Here is a 19,298-nt window from a genome sequence, read left to right as displayed (position 1 = left end):
TTTTTAAAATTATCTTTGCGGGGCAATGTTCAAGCGGCTCAAGTATATCCTATACCAGTTCTTTGAGGCTTCCTGGTACCGGCTCGTACACATCGGTGTAACGCCTGCCATGTCGTTCGTGGAAGCGCGCCGCACCAAGCTCCTGAACCTGCTGGCCATTCCCTGCATCCCCATGATGTTTTTCTTTGCGGTACTGAACGCCTTCCAGGGCCGCTGGCTGCTGTCGGTGCTCAACATTGTCAATACCCTTTCCTGCCTGGCGGTTTTCTATTTCCACAAACGGCGCAAATACCTCAGCGCCCGCATGGTGCTGATCTTTTTCAGCACGGCGATATATGCCTTTACCGGCCTGTATTTTCATAACGGGGCGGAATATTTCCTGCTCAATATCCTCATCGCCAGCATCCTCGTGTACGACAACAAATGGATGGTTGCCGGCCTGAGCGTGATCATCTGCAGCGCGTTCCTGTTGATCGTACTGTACCCGCAACACTGGTCGCTGGCCGAGCCCGTACCGGCGTCGCGGGTATGGGTGAACATAGGGTTCTCCATCATTTTTGTGCCCGTATCGCTGAGTTTTTTCAAACGCATCCAGAATGATTACCATGCGGAGCTCGACCGGCAGCGGCAGGTGCTGGCGGGCATGAATAAGGACAAGGAAAAACTGCTGTCGATCGTTACCCACGACATCCGCAGCCCGCTGGCCACGCTGGAGATGCTGCTCGAGATGTTCAGCAAGGGTGAATATCCCCAGCCCATGATGGAAGATGCGGCCGTGGTGCTGCATAAAAAGGTGACCCAGCTGGGCGGCGCGCTGGATAACGTGCTGCGCTGGAGCTCGCGCAATATGCGGGGGATTAAAACGGAGCCGGAAGATTTCCTGCTGCCGCCCCTCATCACGGAAATCCTGCATTTTTTCCAGATGGTGGTGCAGGAAAAGGATATCCGGATTACGGTAGATGTATCGCCCATAGCGGCGGTGCATGCGGACCGCGACCAGGTGGCCGTTATCCTGCGCAACCTGCTCAGTAACGCGCTGAAGTTCAGTTATGCCGGCGGCCACATCAGCCTCACGGTACACCGGGAGGGTACCCGGAAAGTAGTGCAGGTGAGCGATGAGGGTAAAGGGATGACGCCCACGCAGGTCAGCGCCCTGTTCACATCGTGGCAGAACCCCGATTACGGCACCGGCGGCGAGCGCGGCACCGGTGTGGGCCTGATGCTCTGCAACGAGTTCGCGCGTCAGAACGGCGGCGTGATCACCGTGGAAAGCGCGCCTGAACAAGGCACGCGGTTTACGGTGTATCTTCCGGCGGGGGAGTTACCGGCCTCGTCGGCTTCTTGAAATTATAAAGGAATGTTCCCGTGTTTTTTCCGGGGCATGTTCACCACTTTGTTCTCCAGCATTTTATAGCCTTTGATCAGTTTTTCTCGGGTCTGTTCCGGCGTCACCACTTCGTCGATGTAGCCTTTTTCCGCCGCGAGGTAAGGGTTGGCGAAACGTTCGGTGTAGTCGGCCACCAGTTCGCTCATGCGCGCTTCCGGGTTGGGGGCGGTGTCTATTTCTTTTTTGTAGATGATCTCCACCGCGCCTTTGGGGCCCATTACGGCGATTTCCGCCTGCGGGAAGGCGTAGTTGAGATCGGCCCCGATGTGTTTGGAGTTCATCACGCAATACGCGCCGCCGTAGGCTTTGCGGGTGGTGACGGTGATTTTGGGTACGGTGGCCTCACTAAGGGCGAACAGCAGCTTGGCGCCGTTCGTGATGATGCCGTTCCATTCCTGGTCGGTGCCGGGTAAAAAGCCGGGCACGTCTACCAGTACCAGCAGGGGGATGTTGAAAGCATCGCAGAACCGGGTGAAGCGGGCGCCTTTCACGGAGGCGTGAATGTCGAGCACACCGGCCAGCACGGCGGGCTGGTTGGCCACGATGCCGATGCTGCGCCCGGCAATGCGGGCAAACCCCACGATGATGTTGTCGGCAAAATCTTTATGCACCTCCAGGAAACTGCCGGCGTCTGTCAGCTCGGCAATCACTTCCTTCATATCGTAAGGCTGGTTGGGATTTTCCGGGATCATGTTATTGAGTGCGGGGCGGCTTTCGTTGGCGCTTTCATAAGCGTAAACAGGGGCCGTGTCCTCACAGTTCTGCGGCATGTAGCTGAGCAGCTCCTTGATATGCTGGATGCATTCCACTTCGTTGGCGCAGGCAAAATGCGTGACGCCGCTTTTGGTGGCGTGGGTATGCGCGCCGCCGAGGGCTTCGGAGGTCACTTCTTCATGCGTCACCGTTTTCACCACGTTGGGGCCGGTCACGAACATGTAGGAAGTGTTTTCCACCATCAGGATGAAGTCGGTGATGGCGGGGGAATATACGGCGCCGCCGGCACAGGGGCCCATGATGGCGGATATCTGGGGAATAACGCCGGAGGCGCGGGTGTTGCGGTAAAAGATGTCTGCATAACCGGCGAGGCTCACCACACCTTCCTGGATGCGTGCGCCGCCGCTGTCGTTAAGGCCTACGAGGGGAGCGCCGTTTTCCATGGCAAGGTCCATGATACGGCATATTTTACGGGCGTGCGGCTCGGAGAGGCTGCCGCCGTACACGGTGAAATCCTGGGAAAATACATATACCAGCCGGCCGTTGACGGTGCCGTAACCGGTCACCACCCCGTCGCCGGGAAACTGTTCCTGTTCGGTTGTCAGGCCCTTGTTGCGGTTGTGCACGAACATGCCGATCTCTTCAAAGGAACCCTCGTCGAGCAGCAGCTGCAGCCTTTCGCGGGCGGTGAGCTTGCCTTTCTTGTGCTGGGAATCAATGCGTGCCTGTCCGCCACCGAGTTGGGCCGCGGCTATCTTGGAATGTAGGTCCTGAATCTTGCTCATACCTGTAAAAATACGGAAAGCGGTGCTAATCCGTTGCAATACATGAAGAAATGCGGAATCAGCGGTGAACCGCTACTTTGGGAAGGGTAATGGTATCGCTGCTGTTGCCGGCGTTATCGAGCACGAATACGCGGTACTGCAGGGTGTCGGGGTTGGGCACGATGTCCGGGTCGCGGCCTTCGCGCAGGCGCAGGCGTACGTCGTCGCCAAGGTCGCTCACATACAGCGTCACTTCTGCATCGAGTTTGATGCCTTTATGGCTTTCGAGGGAGGGCATGAAGATTTCGTCGAATTTTGTTTCATCGTCAAAACGGATATCGTTCACGTACATGGCGGCTTCGGTGTCGCCGTTATTGTCCTGCAACCGGAAGGTGAAGCTGAGGAGTTTCATGTCTGCAGGCACGTCTTCCGTGGATACGGATTTGAAGGTCAGTTTTGGTTTATTCCCTTCCAGCGTATTGTCTTTTTTACAACCGAGGAAAGCTATCAATATAGTGGATAAAACAAATATTTTCTTCATATAACAAACCTACATTAATTTAAGCAAAAGGCAAAACGTCCTTATTATTAACGCCGCCCTGCCCCGGATTGTTACATACAGGTTGTAAATTTGCACCCGATGAACGAATCATTAGCAGACCGGATTTTTGCGGGCGGGGGAGAAGAAGCCCTGGTGCTGGAGCTTTTCCGTTACCAGTACCGGGCCAACGCCCTGTACCGGGCGTATGTGGATGCCCTGCGGGTGCAGCCGGCCGCCGTGCAGTCCGTTTTACAGATACCTTTTCTGCCCATCCAGTTTTTCAAGACCCACCGGGTCACCGCGGGCGATTTTGAACCGGCCGTGGTATTCGAAAGCAGCGGCACCACCCAAACGCTCAACAGCCGGCACCTGGTGAAAGACACGGGCATCTATATACGCAGTTTCATGGAAGCCTTCCGGCGTTTTTACGGGCCGGTGGAAAACTTCGTGGTGCTGGGCCTGCTGCCTTCGTACCTGGAGCGGCAGCACTCCTCGCTGGTGTACATGGTACAGGAGATGATCGTGCGCAGCGGCCGCCCGGAAAGCGGGTTTTACCTCTACGAGCACGAAAAGCTGGCCCGTACGCTGCAGGAACTGGAGGCGCGCCGCCAGCCCGTGCTGCTGATCGGCGTCACCTTTGCCTTGCTGGATTTCGCGGAACAATACCAACTCAGCCTGGAGCATACCATCGTTATGGAAACGGGCGGCATGAAGGGCCGCCGCGAGGAATGGACGCGGGAAGAACTGCATGCCTTCCTGCAGCAGCAACTGGGCGTACCGGCCATCCATGCGGAATACGGCATGACGGAGCTGCTCAGCCAGGCTTATTCCAAAGGGAAAGGGATTTTCCGGTGCCCGCCCTGGATGCAGGTGCTGGTGCGTGACGAGAATGACCCCTTCGCCCTGTCAGCCGCCTCCGCCGCCGGTGTGATCAACGTGGTCGACATGGCGAACATCCATTCCTGCGCGTTCATCGCCACAGACGATATCGGCCGCCTTCACGCCGACGGGAGCTTTGAAGTACTGGGACGGCTGGATAACTCCGCGCTGCGGGGATGCAGCCTGATGGTGAGTTGAGGAGATGGCAGGCGCGGTGGTTAGTGCTGTTCACCTCCATGCGATGCGCCGCCTGAGCAGATATCGCAGCAATATGCAGGCCGAATGAGGAGTTGAGAAGGGTGGCAGGCGCGGCGGTTAGTGCTGTTCACCTGCATGCGACGCGCCGGCCAAAGCAGATATCGCAGTAACAGGCAGACCGAATGAGGAGTTGAGAAGGATGACAAGGCGCGCCGGTGGGTGCAGCTTACCTGGATGTGACGCGTCAGCCTGAGCAGGAATATCCCTGCAGTACACAAACCGAAGCATGGTGCTTTAAAATAATATGTTTACCTTTCGGGGCAGAACAGCCTCCCTATGAAAAAACCTATATTGCTGACGGCGTTGTTGCTGCTTTGCATGCAAGCGTCGCAGGCGCAGCTGCTGAAGAAAATCACCGGCAAACAAAAGCAGCAGGCAGACTCGGAAGAGACCGTGGACGAATCGTTCCCCCAGCTCCGGGAGAAAAACAAACAGCCCGATCCCACGCTCCTGATCGGCGGCGACGAAAAAGTACAGATCGACTCTTCTTACGAATACGACGTGGCGGTATACCAGGAAAGCGAAGCCTTCCAGGGAAGCCAGCGTGTGATCGACGGGGGAGAGGACATCGTGGTGTATTACAGCAGCACCGCCGCGGCTTTCTGCATACAACTCACCAGCCGCAGCACCGCGGCGCGGTACCATTTTTACGGCGACTTCCAGCGCGAATCCCAACTGATGCTCACCGGCATCGGCGGCTTCGCCAGCGGTGATAAATCCCGCCTCGACCTGAAAGACATGGAGCCCGTTTATCCCGGTGAAATCGGCTACCTCAGCCAGCTCACCAGGACCGGATCGAAAAAAGTGATCGCCGGTGTGGCCTGCGAAGAATATGTAGCCCACAACCTGCGCCACGACCCGCGCGTGGTGAACACCAATCACGCGAAAGTAACCGCCTATGTATGGATCCCCATGGACCCTCACTCCGTTTTTCCCGGTTACAGCCTCATGCCGGGACATTTCAAAAACCAGATCGAGCGCATGCGTATCGCCGGCTCGTACCCGCCGGTGGTCATGCCGCTGGAAATGTTCCTCGAATACGGGAACGGGGATAAAGTATTCACCCATACCACCCACATCATCATCAACGAAAAAAGGAAAGTAACGCTGACCGACATTAACCGTTAAGGCGCGGTGATCGTGTACGTGAGCGTGGTCGAATAAGCCCCTGCCGGTTTGTTGAGAAATGCCGTATTGCCTGCTGTGGTGGAATAGGTGAGGTTGAAGAGCTGCTGCAAGGTGGGCACGGTGGAGGTGATGATGGTTTGATTGGCAGTGGATAAACTGACTCCCGACACAGATACGCCGCTTGCAGGCGCTGCGAGCGCCGGTGTTACCTGTACATTGCCGGCGGCAATGCTATTGGCGCCGTTCATTAAATCCGTAGCCGCTCTGACACTGATGCTGTAAGGAATATTGCTGAACGCCTGCAACGCGTTGGTATGCACCAGCTGTCGCCCCAGCTGGTAATGGGATGCCTGGGTAAACGAAAGGGTGGCAGTCGGATTGTTCACTACGATGGCCGCCTGGTTGGTGATGTTCACCTGTAGGGAAGTGGTATTTGTAACGGTGCCCAGCCCGATGAGGTTGGCGAGCGTGTAGGTGAGTGTGGCGGCATAGGTGCCGGCGGGTTTCAGGAGATCCACGCCGCCCAGCAACGTATACCGGATGGAATACCGGAGTGTGGCTACCAGCGCCAGGTTGAGCCCGGAGGCCTGTAAATCCTGGTCGGCCGTGCTCAGCGTAATTTCCGGGTAAGTTCCCGATTGGGGAGTGCCGTTGGAGGTGAGACTGGTAACCTGGACTTTCGTTTGCGCAATGGGAATCGTAGCGCCGCCCGGCCCTGTCAGCGTAGTGCTTTGAGAACGTACGCGCAGCGTCCATAAAGCGGCTAGCAGTGGGGTGGTATACACAACATGATTGGTTATCGCCAGTTGCGTGCCGTTCTGGAACAGGGTGGGCGTATTGATATTAAGGCTGACAGGAGAGGTAACGGAGAGCTGCGCCCTTGCCGCCGCCGGCCATATCATGCACATCATTATCGCACCGTATGTCAGCCGCTTAATCATGACTGAATTCCAGTTCACCGATTTTTAATTCCTGCTCCGGCCCGATATCGACCATCACGGTGGCGGTGTATTTCCCTTTTTCAAGCCCGGGCGGCAATGCCCATTGCAGCACCCGCCGCGCGCCCGGGAGGGTGTAGAAATCCGTTTCCTTCAGTTTGTTTTTTTTGCCGCTGGCCAGGTGCAGCAGTTCGCAGGCGGCTTTGCCGTTTGCTTCCAGCTGCCCTGTGTTTTGCAATGTTACCCGTAGTGAATCGCGGCTGTCGCTGAACGCCAGGATGTCGATGTCCTTTTTGTGCTGGCCCGGCGGCGTGTATATCACCTGTACACCTACGCGTACCGCCACGAGGATGTGCATGCCGCGCTCGTCCTTCGCGGAATCCGTATTCAGCTGGGTAAAAAACAGCATGCTGTTTTTGAGGCTGTCGGCCCGCGCAGGCGCCTGCAAAATCACGGAGAACTGTTTCGTTTCACCGGGCCGCAGGCTGAACCGTTCGCCGGGCAATACTTTCAGCCACGCGGCGCAGCTGTTGGACTGTGAACCGGGCGGATAATACACGATGTGCCCGCTGCTGTCGCGGCGCCAGTCGGCCAGACTGATACCTGCTTCCATCACCCGCGGCGATGGGTTCGACAGGGCAACGGACAGTGTTTGCGGGCTGCCGGGCGGGGCGTCGAAAAACAGTTTCATGGGCGTGGCGGCGAGGCCGGATTGTGCCTGGGCCGGTAAACGCGCCAGCATCATCCCGATGAAAACAATGACCGAAATGGTACGCAATACATTCAGGGGTTGGTGATGGAATAAGTAACCGTGGCCACATACTGTCCGGCCGGCTTCAGGAAATTAGCCGTGGGCGCGCCCACCGTACTGTACGCCAGGCTCACCGTCTGCCCGACCGTACCGGTAGTGGACGTGAGCAGCGCTGCGGGGGTGCCGGTAGGGATGGCTGCCGCAGACAATGTCAGGCCTGTTACCGTTGTGGCGGTGGTGGGCGTCACGGTGACGCTGTTAACCGGTATGGTCACGGAATTGGGCCCCTGCAGATCGGTGGTGGCCACCACGGATACAACATAAGGGCGGTTGCTGAACACCTGCATGGCATCGGGCTGGTTCAGCGTTACACCATTGGCATAATGAGCCTGTGTGGTATAGGAAATCGTGGGATTGATAAACGCCGGTGCTATGACGATGGCGCTGATGTTGGCAAGATCAACAGTCAAGGTTACTGGGGCGGTGGATTGTGCTTTGGATGCCGTAGATGCCCAGCACAATAAACATGCGACGATAAGTTTTCGCATCGGATAGGTATTTGGTGCAACATGAATTTAACCAAAATAACAGCGCCAAACTAATTTATCAGCCATTATTTTTCTTAAATTTATAATGAACCTCTTTGAATCGTCTGAGCAGATTTTTTTATTACAAACACAACGCTGTTGGTTTGTCCCTTTATTAAACACCTATCGCTAATAGTACTGATGCTTTGGCTGGCCACGCCTTTGCCCGCGCAGCTGAAAATCCGTAGCGCCGCTCCCCTTGCAGAAGTGGAGGGCGGCACAGTCGTGCAACTGCTGTTTCATATCAACAACCATAGTTACCAGAACGTACCGACACAACTGTTGTTTTCCGGGCCATTTCCGCCCATTAATCGTATATCCGATACTGTTATAGCTGCGGGCGACAGCCTGCTGGTGTCCGTGCGATTGTATATTCCGCGCAAAGCACCGGCGGATTCGCAGTATGTGCATACACTGAAAGCCGTGACCGTCAACGGCGAAGTGGCGGCGGCCACGGCACTGCGGCTCAAGCCCGTGCGCATGGTGCAACTGAGCGTGCTGCAGCCGGAGGTGTACCTGTTGCAGCGGCAGGACAGTGTTGTGCTTCGCCTGCACTGCAGCAATCCCGGCAACCAGGCAGCTACCGTGCAGCTAACGGCGGAAGACCCCGCGTTGCAGCAGGTGCTCGGTCAACAAACGATCACGCTAGCCGGTTTCGCAGATACCACGCTGCAGCTGCATATGCGGCTGCCGGCGGTATCCGGGCCGGTGTTGCTGAAAGGCACTTATGCCAACGGGGACATTTTCAGCCTGCAGCAAATCCCTTTTTACCAGGCCCGCAGCGGCAGCCGTTACAACGCCGCGGCCGCCGAAATGGGCAAAGGTCATCTGCTGGGCCTTTACAGCCGCCTGATGGGCACGCAGGCCGCGTATTATGAACTGCTGGCCAACGGGGCGGAGAAAAATTTCAGTTACCAGGCCGATGCGCTGTGGTACCGCGAAGCGATGCAGGATCAGCTGGTGGTAATGAACACTTTTGCCAAATTGCGCACCGGCGTATTGGAATGGACAGCCGGCAACATCTTTAAAACCGATGAATTCGTGCTCGCCGGCCGCGGCGCACAGCTGGCGGTAGAGACCCCGCAAACCCGCATCGAAGGGGGCGCCGTCAACGGCAACTACAACCTGGCCGGTGATATGACGGAAGGCGATTTCCGCTACAGCAACGCCGTTTATCTCCGGTACGAAGGCCGGCGGCAGGAAAAAATGCAGCTGCATATGCAGGCTTTGCAGCAGTGGGACGGCGGCGCACGCGTCAACCATTCCCTCGGTGGCGGCGGTTTCCGCTGGCAGCTGGCCAAAAACCACTCCCTGGCGCTGAAAGGGTATGCGAGTTACAGCACCACCTCGCCGTACAAAACGGATAGCCTCTATGTCTGGGGAGGCGCCGGTGGACTGGATTACAGCGGCCGCTTCGGAAAGTGGCAGCTGAGTTCTGCCAATTACATCAGTTCCGGCGGTTATGCCGGGTTACAGAAAGGGGCCATGAACCTGGAAGAACGGTTGTCGTTTTCGCCGCATCACCGCCAGCATTTCTGGTGGCGCTACAGCCGCCTGTCATACGAACCGGTGTATATCTCCCCGCTCTATCGCCACTATCCCAATATCTATTTCTCCGAAACGGCCGAGTTCGGCTGGCAGCAGCAGCTGGGCGAACGCTGGAGCCTCACCCTTCGCCCGTATTATTACCGTGAATACCTGGAAAACACGGCGAGGGCAGAGTTGTCGGCGGCGCGGGGGAATGTGCAGCTGATGTACAACGGCACCCTGAGTTTTTCATTCAACGCGGAAGGCGCCACCGGCACCACTAACACGGACGGGCATCGGGATTACAGCGGTTTCCGCATCATGAGTTTTTTGCAGTATAGAGGGCTGGGCCTGAGCGCCATTTTGCAGCACGGCCCGTTTTATACCGGGGAGCTGCTGCAGATGCGCTATACCGGCCAGCCGTACCGTACGTACATGATCGGCCCGGGTTATACCGGCCGCCTGCTGAAAGGCCGGCTGCACCTGAGCGTGTACGACTACCTCTCCTACAGCAATTATTACCGGCAATGGGAACATAACGTGAACGCCCGCATCGGCGTATCGCTGCCTTACGGGTTCGCGCTCGAAGGAGGTTTGCTGGCGTACCGCTTCGCCGGTACGAATGTCACCACCAAAGCATTCGACGTCGGCATCGTCAAAAAATTCAGGAACGCGCCGCAGCATCCGCGACAGGAGCTGGAGCTGTTTTTTTACCGCGACTTCAACGCCAATAACCAGCATGAACCCTGGGAGGGCGCCGCGGCAGACATACTGGTGAAAGTAGGGGAGGAAGTGCTGATCAGCGGGAAAGACGGCCGCGTGGTATACCGCAATCTACCTGCCGGCCATTACCCGGTGTCCGTTTTACAGGCGAAAGGCGCTTATGCCGAAAGCCGTACGGTGATGGTGAAGGGCCGCACCCAAATGGCCATCCCGCTGCATGCTATCGGCACCATCCAGGGCCGGCTTATGTTGCAGGAAGACGACAAAGGCCAGCTTCCGCCGATCACGGTGAAGGCCACGGGGCGTAACGGGAAAGTATACACGGTATTGTCCAACGAACAGGGCGCCTTTGTGTTTTTTCTCCCGCACGACGTATACCGGCTGCAGGTGGAGCCCGGCGCACAGTTCATGAGCCCGGAGGGCGCGCAAACGGTGGAACTGCAAACGGACAAAACCGCGGAGGTGAGTTTTGAGCTGCACTATCGCCCCAGGGATGTGAAGGTGAAAAAATTCTATTCCGTCAGAACGAAGTAGAAATGAGCGGCCAGGCTTGCCCCCGGCCGCCCCGGCATAAGCTACTTCGATGGTTTCCGGATAAGAGCTTCCGCAAGCGCCATCTCTTTGTCTTTGCCGTTTATCAGCTCTTGCGGCGTGTATGAAACAGGGTAGTCAGGAATGGTGCCCTTGCCGTGGTGCAGCGTACCGTCTACCGCGGTGTAATATTTTTGCAGGGGAATGGTCACTACCATTCCGGAGGGTTTCATTTCACTTTCCGGCATCATGCCGCTGTTGTTGCCCTGAAAACCGCCGCCGGTCTCTTCCCCGATGAATACGGCTTTTTTATTGTACTGGAGCACGGCCGAGAGGTCTGCGGCCGACGACATGGTGAAACCGTTCGTGAGCACATAAGTCTTGCCCGTAAACGGGTACACGGCGGGCTGCTGGGTTTCGTAATAGTCGAAATCGTTCACCACCTTCGCTTTTTTCCATAACCAGCGCTGGCCCTCCTGCACCGGCTTGTTGTAGTACTGTTCCGCGTCGCCTTTTATTTCCTTGGCGATGGCTTCGGTCACTTCAATCCGGTCCCAGTAACGGTACGGCTGGTCGAAAAAGTAACCGGCGAGAAAGGCGGCATTGCCGTCTGACCCGCCGGTGTTGTCGCGGAGATCAAGGATGAGGTGTTTGATACCCTGCGATCTCATGTCGGCAAAAGCGCTGACGATGAAGAGCTTGAAATCCTGGTCGTGTTCTTTGATATCGGAGTCGGCAAACGAATGGACTGAAAGGACGGCTGTGGCTCCTTTGATAGTACAGGCAAGGGGTTTACCGGTATCCCGTGGCAACATGAACCCCGGGGCGGCAATATCTCTGGTAAGCGCACCTTTTACCTGGTGGGTGCTGACTTTGTTGAGATGCGATATTTTGACGGTGTAATTGTCCGTGACTTCGATCATGCGGCTGTACTGCAACGGGAAGAAGTTGTACAGCGACCGGTACCGGAGGGTCTGGTTAAACCCGTCCGACGCGATGGAAGGCAGCAGCGTGGCCAGTATCTGCGGAATGCTGCGCCCGTTGATGCTCAGTACTTCGCTCCCCGGCGCAATCGATTTGTCGCCCGAGGCATTGCGTGCCACGTAAGCTTTCTGACCCTTGAAATAGAGCTGCATCGGGAACAGCACCGGGCGTTGGGCCATCTCCGCCTTCACGGCGGGCGATAGCTGCAGGTCGGTGTGCAGGCAGCCGATCTGGCCGATAAATGGTTTGAGCTTGCGGAAGGTTTCCAGCTCGGTGAGCGAGTCGGTCACCGTGGCGCTCAGAGAATCGGCATAGCGTTTGAAATAAGACTCGGAGCGGTACCGGTAATAACCGGGATGTTTAAGGGACAGTTCGCGGGAAAGGTCCCTGATCATGCCCCGCACCGTGTCCGGCGGCAGCTTCTGGGCCGAGCCGTAAACGGTGGTGAGGCAAAACACAGGTAATAGCATGGCGGATTTTAGCATGTGTCGGATTTGAGGCTAAAACTATAAGCTCAAGTGCAAAACATATGCTAAATGTTTGTGAAGCAAATGTGAAAATTATTTCGCCGATAAGCCTACCAGTGTGATAGGGAATTATGTAAATTGCCGGAAAATCGTATCATTACGAATTCAATACAATTAAATTTAAACCACACCAACATGCGAAGATTAGCAACCTTATTTTTTATTGGCGGCGCCACCGTACTGATGTCTTTCGCCAATCCTGCAACTGAAAAACCTGTCAAAGCTGCGAAGCACGCCACTGCGAGAGCGGTGTACCAGGTAGACAACCAGCAGAGCAAACTGACCTGGACCGCCAAAAAAGTGACCGGCCAGCATACCGGCAACATCGGTGTTACCGAAGGAGCACTGGAACTCGATAAAAACGTGCTGAAAGGCGGTTCTTTCACGCTCGACACACGTTCCATCACCGTTACCGACATCACCAATCCCGATGCCAACGGCAAGCTCACCGGCCACCTGAAAAGCGACGATTTCTTTTCCGTGGAAAAACATCCGACCGCCACTTTCGTGATCACCAGCGTAGGCGCCAAAGGCAACGGCAGCTACGACGTGAACGGCAAACTGACCATCAAAGGCATTACCAACAGCATCACTTTCCCTGCTGAAGTAACCGTAGCCGGCAACAAAGCCACCGCCAAAGCCACCATTAAAGTAGACCGTACCAAGTACGACATCAAGTACCGGTCTTCCAACTTCTTCGAAAACCTGGGCGATAAAGCCATTCACGACGAATTCACCATCGACGTGGTACTGGTTGCCAACGCAAAATAACCGCTGTTACCAGCAGCTGCGAGCGTCCCGGTCATGCACCGGGGCGCTTTTTTTTGCCATGAGCCGTAACAATCCCCGCGGCAGGTTGTTGTTATAAAAAAAGTACATCATGGCAATCGTAAAAGTAATCGAGGTGATCGCCTCTTCCGAAACAGGATTTGAAGATGCCGTACGCAATGCGGTGGCAGAGGTTTCCCAAACCATCCACAACATTGATTCCGTGTACGTGAAAGACTTTAAGGTGCATGTGAAAGACGGCAAGATATCCACCTACGGGGCGATCTGCAAAGTGTCTTTCCGCGTGGATCACGTCAAATAACTCCCCTTACCGCCCATCCCATCCTGTTCCGGGAAAACCTTCCCGGGAAAGGATATGCCGTGCCCCGCAGGCAGTTTAGCGGAATAGCCGTACTTTTGTGGCTTATTTTGCATGCATACTATGACTTTCGACGATTTAAACCTGAACAAACCTTTGCTGTCGGCCCTGCACGACCTGCAATTCACGACGCCCACCACCATCCAGCAGAAAGTATTTTCCGTGATGATGAGCGGGCAGGATGTATGCGGCATTGCGCAGACCGGCACCGGTAAAACACTGGCCTACCTGTTGCCCTGCCTCCGGCAGTGGACGTTCTCGAAGGAAAGGTTCCCGCAGATACTCGTCGTCGTGCCCACCCGCGAACTGGTGGCGCAGGTGGTGGAAACCGTGCAAAAACTCACGCCTTACATGACTTTCGCCGTGGCCGGTTTTTACGGCGGCGTGAACATGAACCCCCAGATGGAAACGGCAGCCGGCAAGCTGGACATGGTGGTGGCCACTCCAGGCCGCCTCGTTGATATTGTGCTGAGCGGTACCCTGAAGCTGAAGAATATCAAAAAGCTGGTGATCGATGAGGTGGATGAAATGCTGAACTTGGGATTCAGGGCACAGTTGAAAAACATCCTCGACCTGCTGCCGCCCAAGCGTCAGAACCTGATGTTTTCCGCGACCATCACCGAGGAAGTGCAGGCATTGATCGACGAATTCTTCAATAACCCCGCCGTGATAGAAGCGGCGCCCGCCGGTACGCCGGTGAGCAATATCAGCCAGTCTGTTTACCTCGTTCCCAACTTCAATACAAAAGTAAATCTGCTGGAGCTGCTCTTCCGCGAGCAGACGGATATGACGAAAGTGCTGGTGTTCGTATCCACCAAACAACTGGCCGACCAGCTGTTTGAGCGGCTGGAAGCGGATATGCCGGGCAAAGTAGGGGTTATTCACTCCAACAAGGAACAGAACTACCGCTTCAACAGCGTACGCCAGTTCCAGGATGGCACTTTCCGCCTGCTGATCGCCACCGATATCATCGCCCGCGGCCTCGACATTGCAGAAGTGACACATGTGCTCAACTTCGACATGCCGGAGCAACCGGAAAGTTATATCCACCGCATCGGCAGAACGGGCCGCCTCGACAAAAAAGGGAACGCCATCAGCTTTATAACGCCCGCCGAGCAGGAGCAGCTCGGCAGCGTGGAAGCACTGATGAACTACAAAGTACCGGTGACCCCGTTGCCGGACCATCTTGAGATCTCCACCGTGCTGACCAAAGCGGAAATACCGGAAGTGATTGTGCCCAACATCGTGCTGAAAAAACCTAAACGCGAATCCGGCGCGGCTTTCCATGAGAAAAAGGCCAAGAACAAAAAGGTGAATGTGAAGGTGAGCCACAAGCAGAAGATGCTGGAGAAGTACGGCAAACCGAAGTCACGGGGGAAAAAGCGCTAAGCGCGTCTGTAAATGCCGGTAAGAAACCCGGTATCGCAGTATCCGGCTCCGGCAATGTCAAATACAACGGCAGCGCGCTACAATTTCAGTAAACCGACTTTATACAGGGTGTTGACCGGTTTGTTATCCCAGAAGAGCTCGAAGTCTTCCAGGCCGGCAGCGGCATAATCGTCTTTAATTTCCTGCAGCGTCCAGGTTTTGGGCTGGTGTATGGCCAGTTTATCCAGCATGCCCGCCAGCCAGCGGCCCTGTTCGGGCTCCGTGCTGATGCTGTATTTTTCTTTTTTATCCTGGAAGGTGAGGGAGGTAACTTCCCAGGTATTGCCTTTTTTCGATTTGGTGATGGTCTCTACCTGCGGCCGTTTGCCCAGCCACACCATTTTGGTGGTTGGTTTGGCGGAAGCGGAAGCGTCTTCCAGCAGGGCGTTCACGATATAGTCGGGCGCGATTTTCGTTTTCGGTACTTTGAATTCGAACCATTTCTGCAAAGGATCGTCGAGGCAGATGCCGTGCATGTAGTTGAAGAGCGATTTTTTCAGGCCGAAGCTGAACGATTCGTGATCGGTGCCGGTTTCGTCGATGTGCACGATGTCGTTATTGGCGAAGGCGCCGGCCAGTTCCGTTTCTTTCTTCACCCGGAATTTTTCGGGGTGAAGGCCAACGGGGCTGTGAGCGGTCATCGTGAACAGGTGCCAGAACGCGGATTGCAGGATGCCGGCTTTGAACATCTGCCGCACCATTTCGAGGGAGTCGATGGTTTCCTGCGCGGATTGCGTGGGGAAACCGTACATGAGGTAAGCATGTACCATGATACCCGCATCGGTGAAGTTGCGGTTCACCTGCGCCACCTGCGCCACCGTGATGCCTTTCTGGATCAGTTCCAGCAGCCGGTCGGAGGCCACTTCCAGCCCGCCGGACACGGCAATGCAGCCGGATGCTTTGAGCAGCAGGCAGAGGTCGCGGGTGAAACTTTTTTCGAAACGGATATTGGTCCACCAGCTGACGGTGAGTTTCCTGCGGATGATTTCCAGCGCCAGGGCACGCATCAGTGCGGGCGGCGCCGCTTCGTCCACGAAGTGGAAACCTGTTTGGCCAGTTTGCGCGATCATTTCTTCCATGCGGTCTGCCAGCAGCTGCGCGGCCACCGGTTCATAGAGCCGGATATAATCGAGTGAAATATCGCAGAAGGTGCATTTGCCCCAATAACAGCCATGCGCCATGGTGAGTTTGTTCCAGCGCCCGTCGCTCCACATGCGGTGCATGGGGTTCACCACTTCGATGGCCGAGATGTAGCCGTCGAGCAGGAAATCGCTGTAATCCGGCGTGCCTACTTCGCCCTGTTTATAATCGGTGCAGGCTTTGTTGTTGAAATACACGACTTCGTTGTTCACGAGCGTGAAGGTTCGTTTCAGTTCCTCCACGGTTTTTTGTCCTTCCACATGCGCCACCAGTGCTTCAATGGGCGCTTCGCCGTCGTCGAGCGTGATAAAGTCGTAAAATTCAAACACACGGGCATCCGTCAGCGAGCGCAGTTCGGTATTGGCGAAACCGCCGCCCATGGCCACTTTTACGTGAGGGTAATTTTTTTTGATCCACTGCCCGCATCGCAGGGATGCGTAGAGGTTGCCGGGGAACGGTACGGAAATGGCGACCAGTTTGGGCTGCACTTCGGCCATGCGGGCCTTGAGCAGCCTGATCAGCAGTTCGTCGATAAAAGTATATTCCTGGTGCAGGGCTTCATACAGTTCGTCGAAGCTGTTGGCGGAGCGGGCCAGTTTTTCCGCGTAGCGGCTGAAACCGAAGTGTTCGTCGACGCACTCCGTCACGAGGTCGGACAGGTCTTCGAGGTACATGGTGGCGAGGTGTTTGGCCTTGTCCTGCACCCCCATGGATCCGAATGCCCAGCCCAGGTCTTCCAGCTGCGCGAAGCGCGAGGCTTCAGGGAGGAAGTCGCGTTTGCAGATGCGATGCGCCAGGGTGGGGTTGTGGCCCTGCAGGAAGTGCACCACATCGTTGATGGTGTGGATATAATCGTCCTGTAAGGCAACGATGCGGGCGGCATTGTCGGACAATGGCCCGCTGATCCGGTTAAAGAGCGCCTGCAGCCCTTCTTTGCAGAATAAAGCCAGGGTCACCTCAATGCCCAGGTCGGCCTGAAATGCGGTGATGTTCCTGGTGTTCAGGAATCCTTTCAGGTAAGCAGTGGCCGGGTACGGCGTATTTAGCTGGGTAAAAGGCGGAGTGATCAGAAAAACGGCAGCGCTCAAAATCCGGAATGTTTAAAAGGCAAAATTATCATTAAATAATTAAATGGGGGGAATGGCAAATATTTTGAATCTTTAAGGGGAGGTTGAGCGTCTACGGGATGGTCTCCGGAGACCTGTAACGGCCGTCAACCGGGTTCCGGGCCTTCGTACAACGATGACGGGCGGAGGCCAATCCGCGACTGAGGAGTTTTATCTGGCGAACGGGGTTTGAGCCTCAACCGATGAATGATCGCCTTTGAAGAACATTTTGCCATACGATGAGAACAACGATACTGATGCTGCTGCTGTCCGCCCCTGTGGCGGCCTATGCGCAGGACGACACCACCCGCCTGAGCGAGGTGACGGTACAGGGGTACGGCCAGCAACGGGTGCTGACCGAGGTGCCCGCCGCCATCAATTACACCGGCCGGCGCGATATGCTGCGTTTTGCCCCTACTTCCATTTTACCGGCGGTCAACAGTATGCCCGGCGTTAGAATGGAAGAGCGTTCTCCCGGCAGTTACCGGCTGAACATCCGCGGCAGTTCCCTGCGCTCGCCTTTCGGGGTGCGGAATGTGAAGATGTATTACAACGGCATCCCCTTTACGGACCCCGGCGGCAATACCTACCTGAACCAGTTCGGTGCCGGCAGTTTTTCCGGCCTGGAAGTGCTGAAAGGCCCCGGCAGCAGCCTTTATGGCGCGGGTACCGGCGGTGTGGTGTTGGCCGGTGGAGGACAGGCGGACGATGGTTTCAGCGCCGGGTACACCAGCGGCAGCTTCGGCAGTCACCTCGTGCAGGCCTCCGCCGCTGCGGCAGGGCAGCGGGTCTATTATTCATGGCAGGAACACAACGGGTACCGCCAGCATACTTACATGCAGCGCACCGTAGCAGGCTGGAGCGGGCATTGGCGGCCTTCCGCAAAGGGCGAACTGGAAGCGCACGTGCTCTACGGCAACCTGCAATACCAGACGCCCGGCGGGCTCACCCCGGAGCAGTATGCTGCCAATCCCCGCCAGGCGAGGCCGGCGGCCGGCGCTTTCCCCTCCGCGGAAAGCAGCAAAGCCGCCATTTACCAGCAAACCATCTGGGGCGGCCTGCAATACCGGCATGTGTGGAACGATCAGTGGCGCAACGCCACGTCGGTATACGGCGCTTACAGTAATGTGAAGAACCCCACTATCCGCAATTACGAACAACGCAGCGAACCGCATTTCGGCGGCAGAACGGTGTTCACCTATCACCGCCAGTGGCTGAAAGTGCTGGCCGGCGGCGAATTCCAGCAGGGTTATTTCAACACGGCGGTGCATGGCAACAAAGCCGGCGTGAAAGACACCCTCCAGACCGACGACGACATCAACAACCGTAATATTTCCCTCTTCCTGCAACCGGAACTGACTTTGCCGGGCGGCTGGATCATCTCCGCCGGCCTGAGCCTCAATAATACCCGCATGCATTTTGCGCGGCAGTCGGTGCGCCCCGTGTTCCACTTCACCAGCCGTTACAACAACGAATGGGCGCCCCGTTTCGCTGTCATGAAAAAATTCCACCCCGCGGCCAATGTATACGCCGTGGTGTCGAAAGGATTTTCACCGCCCACGGTAGCGGAGGTGCTGCCTTCCACCAGCATCATCAACACCACGCTGCAGGCGGAAAAGGGCTGGAACTACGAACTGGGGGCACGCGGCGGCGCCGGGCCGTTCTGGTACGACGTGAGCCTGTTCTGTTTCGGGTTGAACAACGCCATCGTGCAAAGGCGTGATGCGGGCGGCGCGGACTATTTCGAGAATGCCGGGGCGACGGTGCAGCAGGGGATTGAAACGTTTTTCGCCTACACCCTCAGCCGCGTGAAACTGCGCGGCGCGTATACGTTTCATCATTTCCGGTATAAAGACTTCGTGCAGGTGGATAAGAACTACGATGGCAAGACCCTGCCCGGTACGCCGAAACATGCGGTGGCGGCGGGTGTGGACGTTACCATCGCCAAACGGCTGCTGTTTTTCGCCACTTACACGTATAACGACGATCTGTTCCTCAACGACGCCAATACCGACAAAGCCGCCGCTTTCCACCTGCTCGGCTGTAAAGCGCAGTACACGCACGATTTCAGGGGCATCAGCGTAGCGTTCCACGCCGGCGCCGAGAACCTGCTCGATGCGAAGTACAGCCTCGGAAACGATATCAATGCCGCCGGGCGCCGGTATTTCAACGCCGCCGCCTGCCGCAGCTGGTACGCCGGGCTCACGGTACAGGGCCCTTTCAGCCGTAAGGAATAAA

The 19,298-nt window shown here is 56.3% G+C and carries 15 protein-coding genes; 8 read left to right on the top strand and 7 right to left on the bottom strand.

Going from position 1 to position 19,298, the window contains the following annotated elements:
- The first annotated feature begins 25 nt into the window (after positions 1–25).
- Positions 26–1,345 (top strand): sensor histidine kinase, encoded by a 1,320-nt coding sequence (locus EGT74_RS00465; protein ID WP_123844483.1) that lies wholly within the window; start codon positions 26–28, stop codon positions 1,343–1,345.
- 2 nt (positions 1,346–1,347) lie between these two features.
- On the opposite strand, the gene EGT74_RS00460 is transcribed toward EGT74_RS00465, so the two are convergent.
- Positions 1,348–2,886 carry an acyl-CoA carboxylase subunit beta gene (locus EGT74_RS00460; protein WP_123844482.1) on the bottom strand — a complete coding sequence of 513 codons (1,539 nt, stop codon included), beginning with the start codon at positions 2,884–2,886 and terminating at the stop codon, positions 1,348–1,350.
- A gap of 58 nt (positions 2,887–2,944) precedes the next feature.
- Complete coding sequence (locus tag EGT74_RS00455) at positions 2,945–3,406, bottom strand: hypothetical protein (RefSeq protein ID WP_123844481.1); 462 nt, start codon at positions 3,404–3,406, stop codon at positions 2,945–2,947.
- Positions 3,407–3,505: 99 nt separating this feature from the next.
- Between EGT74_RS00455 and EGT74_RS00450 the strand changes: the two genes are divergently transcribed.
- Together EGT74_RS00450 and EGT74_RS00445 are read left to right on the top strand one after the other, a co-directional pair.
- Entirely contained in the window at positions 3,506–4,483 is a 978-nt protein-coding gene (locus EGT74_RS00450; RefSeq protein ID WP_123844480.1) for a LuxE/PaaK family acyltransferase, read from the top strand.
- A gap of 336 nt (positions 4,484–4,819) precedes the next feature.
- Positions 4,820–5,671: a hypothetical protein gene (locus EGT74_RS00445; RefSeq protein WP_123844479.1), complete on the top strand. Its 852-nt coding sequence runs from the start codon at positions 4,820–4,822 to the stop codon at positions 5,669–5,671.
- Here the strand turns inward: EGT74_RS00445 and EGT74_RS00440 are convergent.
- Genes EGT74_RS00440 through EGT74_RS00430 form a run of 3 tightly spaced genes read right to left on the bottom strand, consistent with a single transcriptional unit; the run spans position 5,668 to position 7,830 of the window.
- Positions 5,668–6,573 carry a hypothetical protein gene (locus EGT74_RS00440; protein WP_123844478.1) on the bottom strand — a complete coding sequence of 302 codons (906 nt, stop codon included), beginning with the start codon at positions 6,571–6,573 and terminating at the stop codon, positions 5,668–5,670. The genes EGT74_RS00445 and EGT74_RS00440 overlap by 4 nt on opposite strands.
- 31 nt (positions 6,574–6,604) lie before the next feature.
- Positions 6,605–7,387 (bottom strand): fimbrial biogenesis chaperone, encoded by a 783-nt coding sequence (locus EGT74_RS00435; RefSeq protein WP_123844477.1) that lies wholly within the window; start codon positions 7,385–7,387, stop codon positions 6,605–6,607.
- A gap of 5 nt (positions 7,388–7,392) precedes the next feature.
- Positions 7,393–7,830, bottom strand: coding sequence for a hypothetical protein (locus tag EGT74_RS00430; RefSeq protein WP_123844476.1), 438 nt, complete (start codon positions 7,828–7,830; stop codon positions 7,393–7,395).
- A gap of 258 nt (positions 7,831–8,088) precedes the next feature.
- Here EGT74_RS00430 and EGT74_RS00425 point away from each other — a divergent pair, with 258 nt between their 5' ends.
- Complete coding sequence (locus tag EGT74_RS00425) at positions 8,089–10,731, top strand: carboxypeptidase regulatory-like domain-containing protein (protein ID WP_123844475.1); 2,643 nt, start codon at positions 8,089–8,091, stop codon at positions 10,729–10,731.
- Positions 10,732–10,772: 41 nt separating this feature from the next.
- On the opposite strand, the gene EGT74_RS00420 is transcribed toward EGT74_RS00425, so the two are convergent.
- Positions 10,773–12,197 carry a S41 family peptidase gene (locus EGT74_RS00420; protein ID WP_123844474.1) on the bottom strand — a complete coding sequence of 475 codons (1,425 nt, stop codon included), beginning with the start codon at positions 12,195–12,197 and terminating at the stop codon, positions 10,773–10,775.
- A 177-nt stretch (positions 12,198–12,374) separates the two neighbouring features.
- Here EGT74_RS00420 and EGT74_RS00415 point away from each other — a divergent pair, with 177 nt between their 5' ends.
- The 3 genes from EGT74_RS00415 (at position 12,375) to EGT74_RS00405 (ending at position 14,775) form a co-directional block, all read left to right on the top strand.
- Positions 12,375–13,010, top strand: coding sequence for a YceI family protein (locus tag EGT74_RS00415; RefSeq protein WP_123844473.1), 636 nt, complete (start codon positions 12,375–12,377; stop codon positions 13,008–13,010).
- Between the two features lie 109 nt (positions 13,011–13,119).
- Positions 13,120–13,329: a dodecin family protein gene (locus tag EGT74_RS00410; RefSeq protein ID WP_123844472.1), complete on the top strand. Its 210-nt coding sequence runs from the start codon at positions 13,120–13,122 to the stop codon at positions 13,327–13,329.
- 111 nt (positions 13,330–13,440) lie between these two features.
- The gene (locus EGT74_RS00405) at positions 13,441–14,775 is read left to right on the top strand and encodes a DEAD/DEAH box helicase (protein WP_246008089.1); all 1,335 of its coding nucleotides are present in this window, start codon (positions 13,441–13,443) and stop codon (positions 14,773–14,775) included.
- Positions 14,776–14,852: 77 nt separating this feature from the next.
- On the opposite strand, the gene EGT74_RS00400 is transcribed toward EGT74_RS00405, so the two are convergent.
- Positions 14,853–17,042 carry a B12-binding domain-containing radical SAM protein gene (locus EGT74_RS00400; protein ID WP_123844470.1) on the bottom strand — a complete coding sequence of 730 codons (2,190 nt, stop codon included), beginning with the start codon at positions 17,040–17,042 and terminating at the stop codon, positions 14,853–14,855.
- Between the two features lie 257 nt (positions 17,043–17,299).
- Here EGT74_RS00400 and EGT74_RS00395 point away from each other — a divergent pair, with 257 nt between their 5' ends.
- Entirely contained in the window at positions 17,300–19,297 is a 1,998-nt protein-coding gene (locus EGT74_RS00395) for a TonB-dependent receptor family protein (protein ID WP_123844469.1), read from the top strand.
- Position 19,298 lies beyond the last annotated feature (1 nt).

Origin of the sequence: Chitinophaga lutea, assembly GCF_003813775.1 — a bacterium.
GTDB classification, from domain to species: domain Bacteria; phylum Bacteroidota; class Bacteroidia; order Chitinophagales; family Chitinophagaceae; genus Chitinophaga; species Chitinophaga lutea.
The sequence above is the reverse complement of the archived record's forward strand: the minus strand, read 5'-3'. Positions and strand labels throughout refer to the sequence as shown.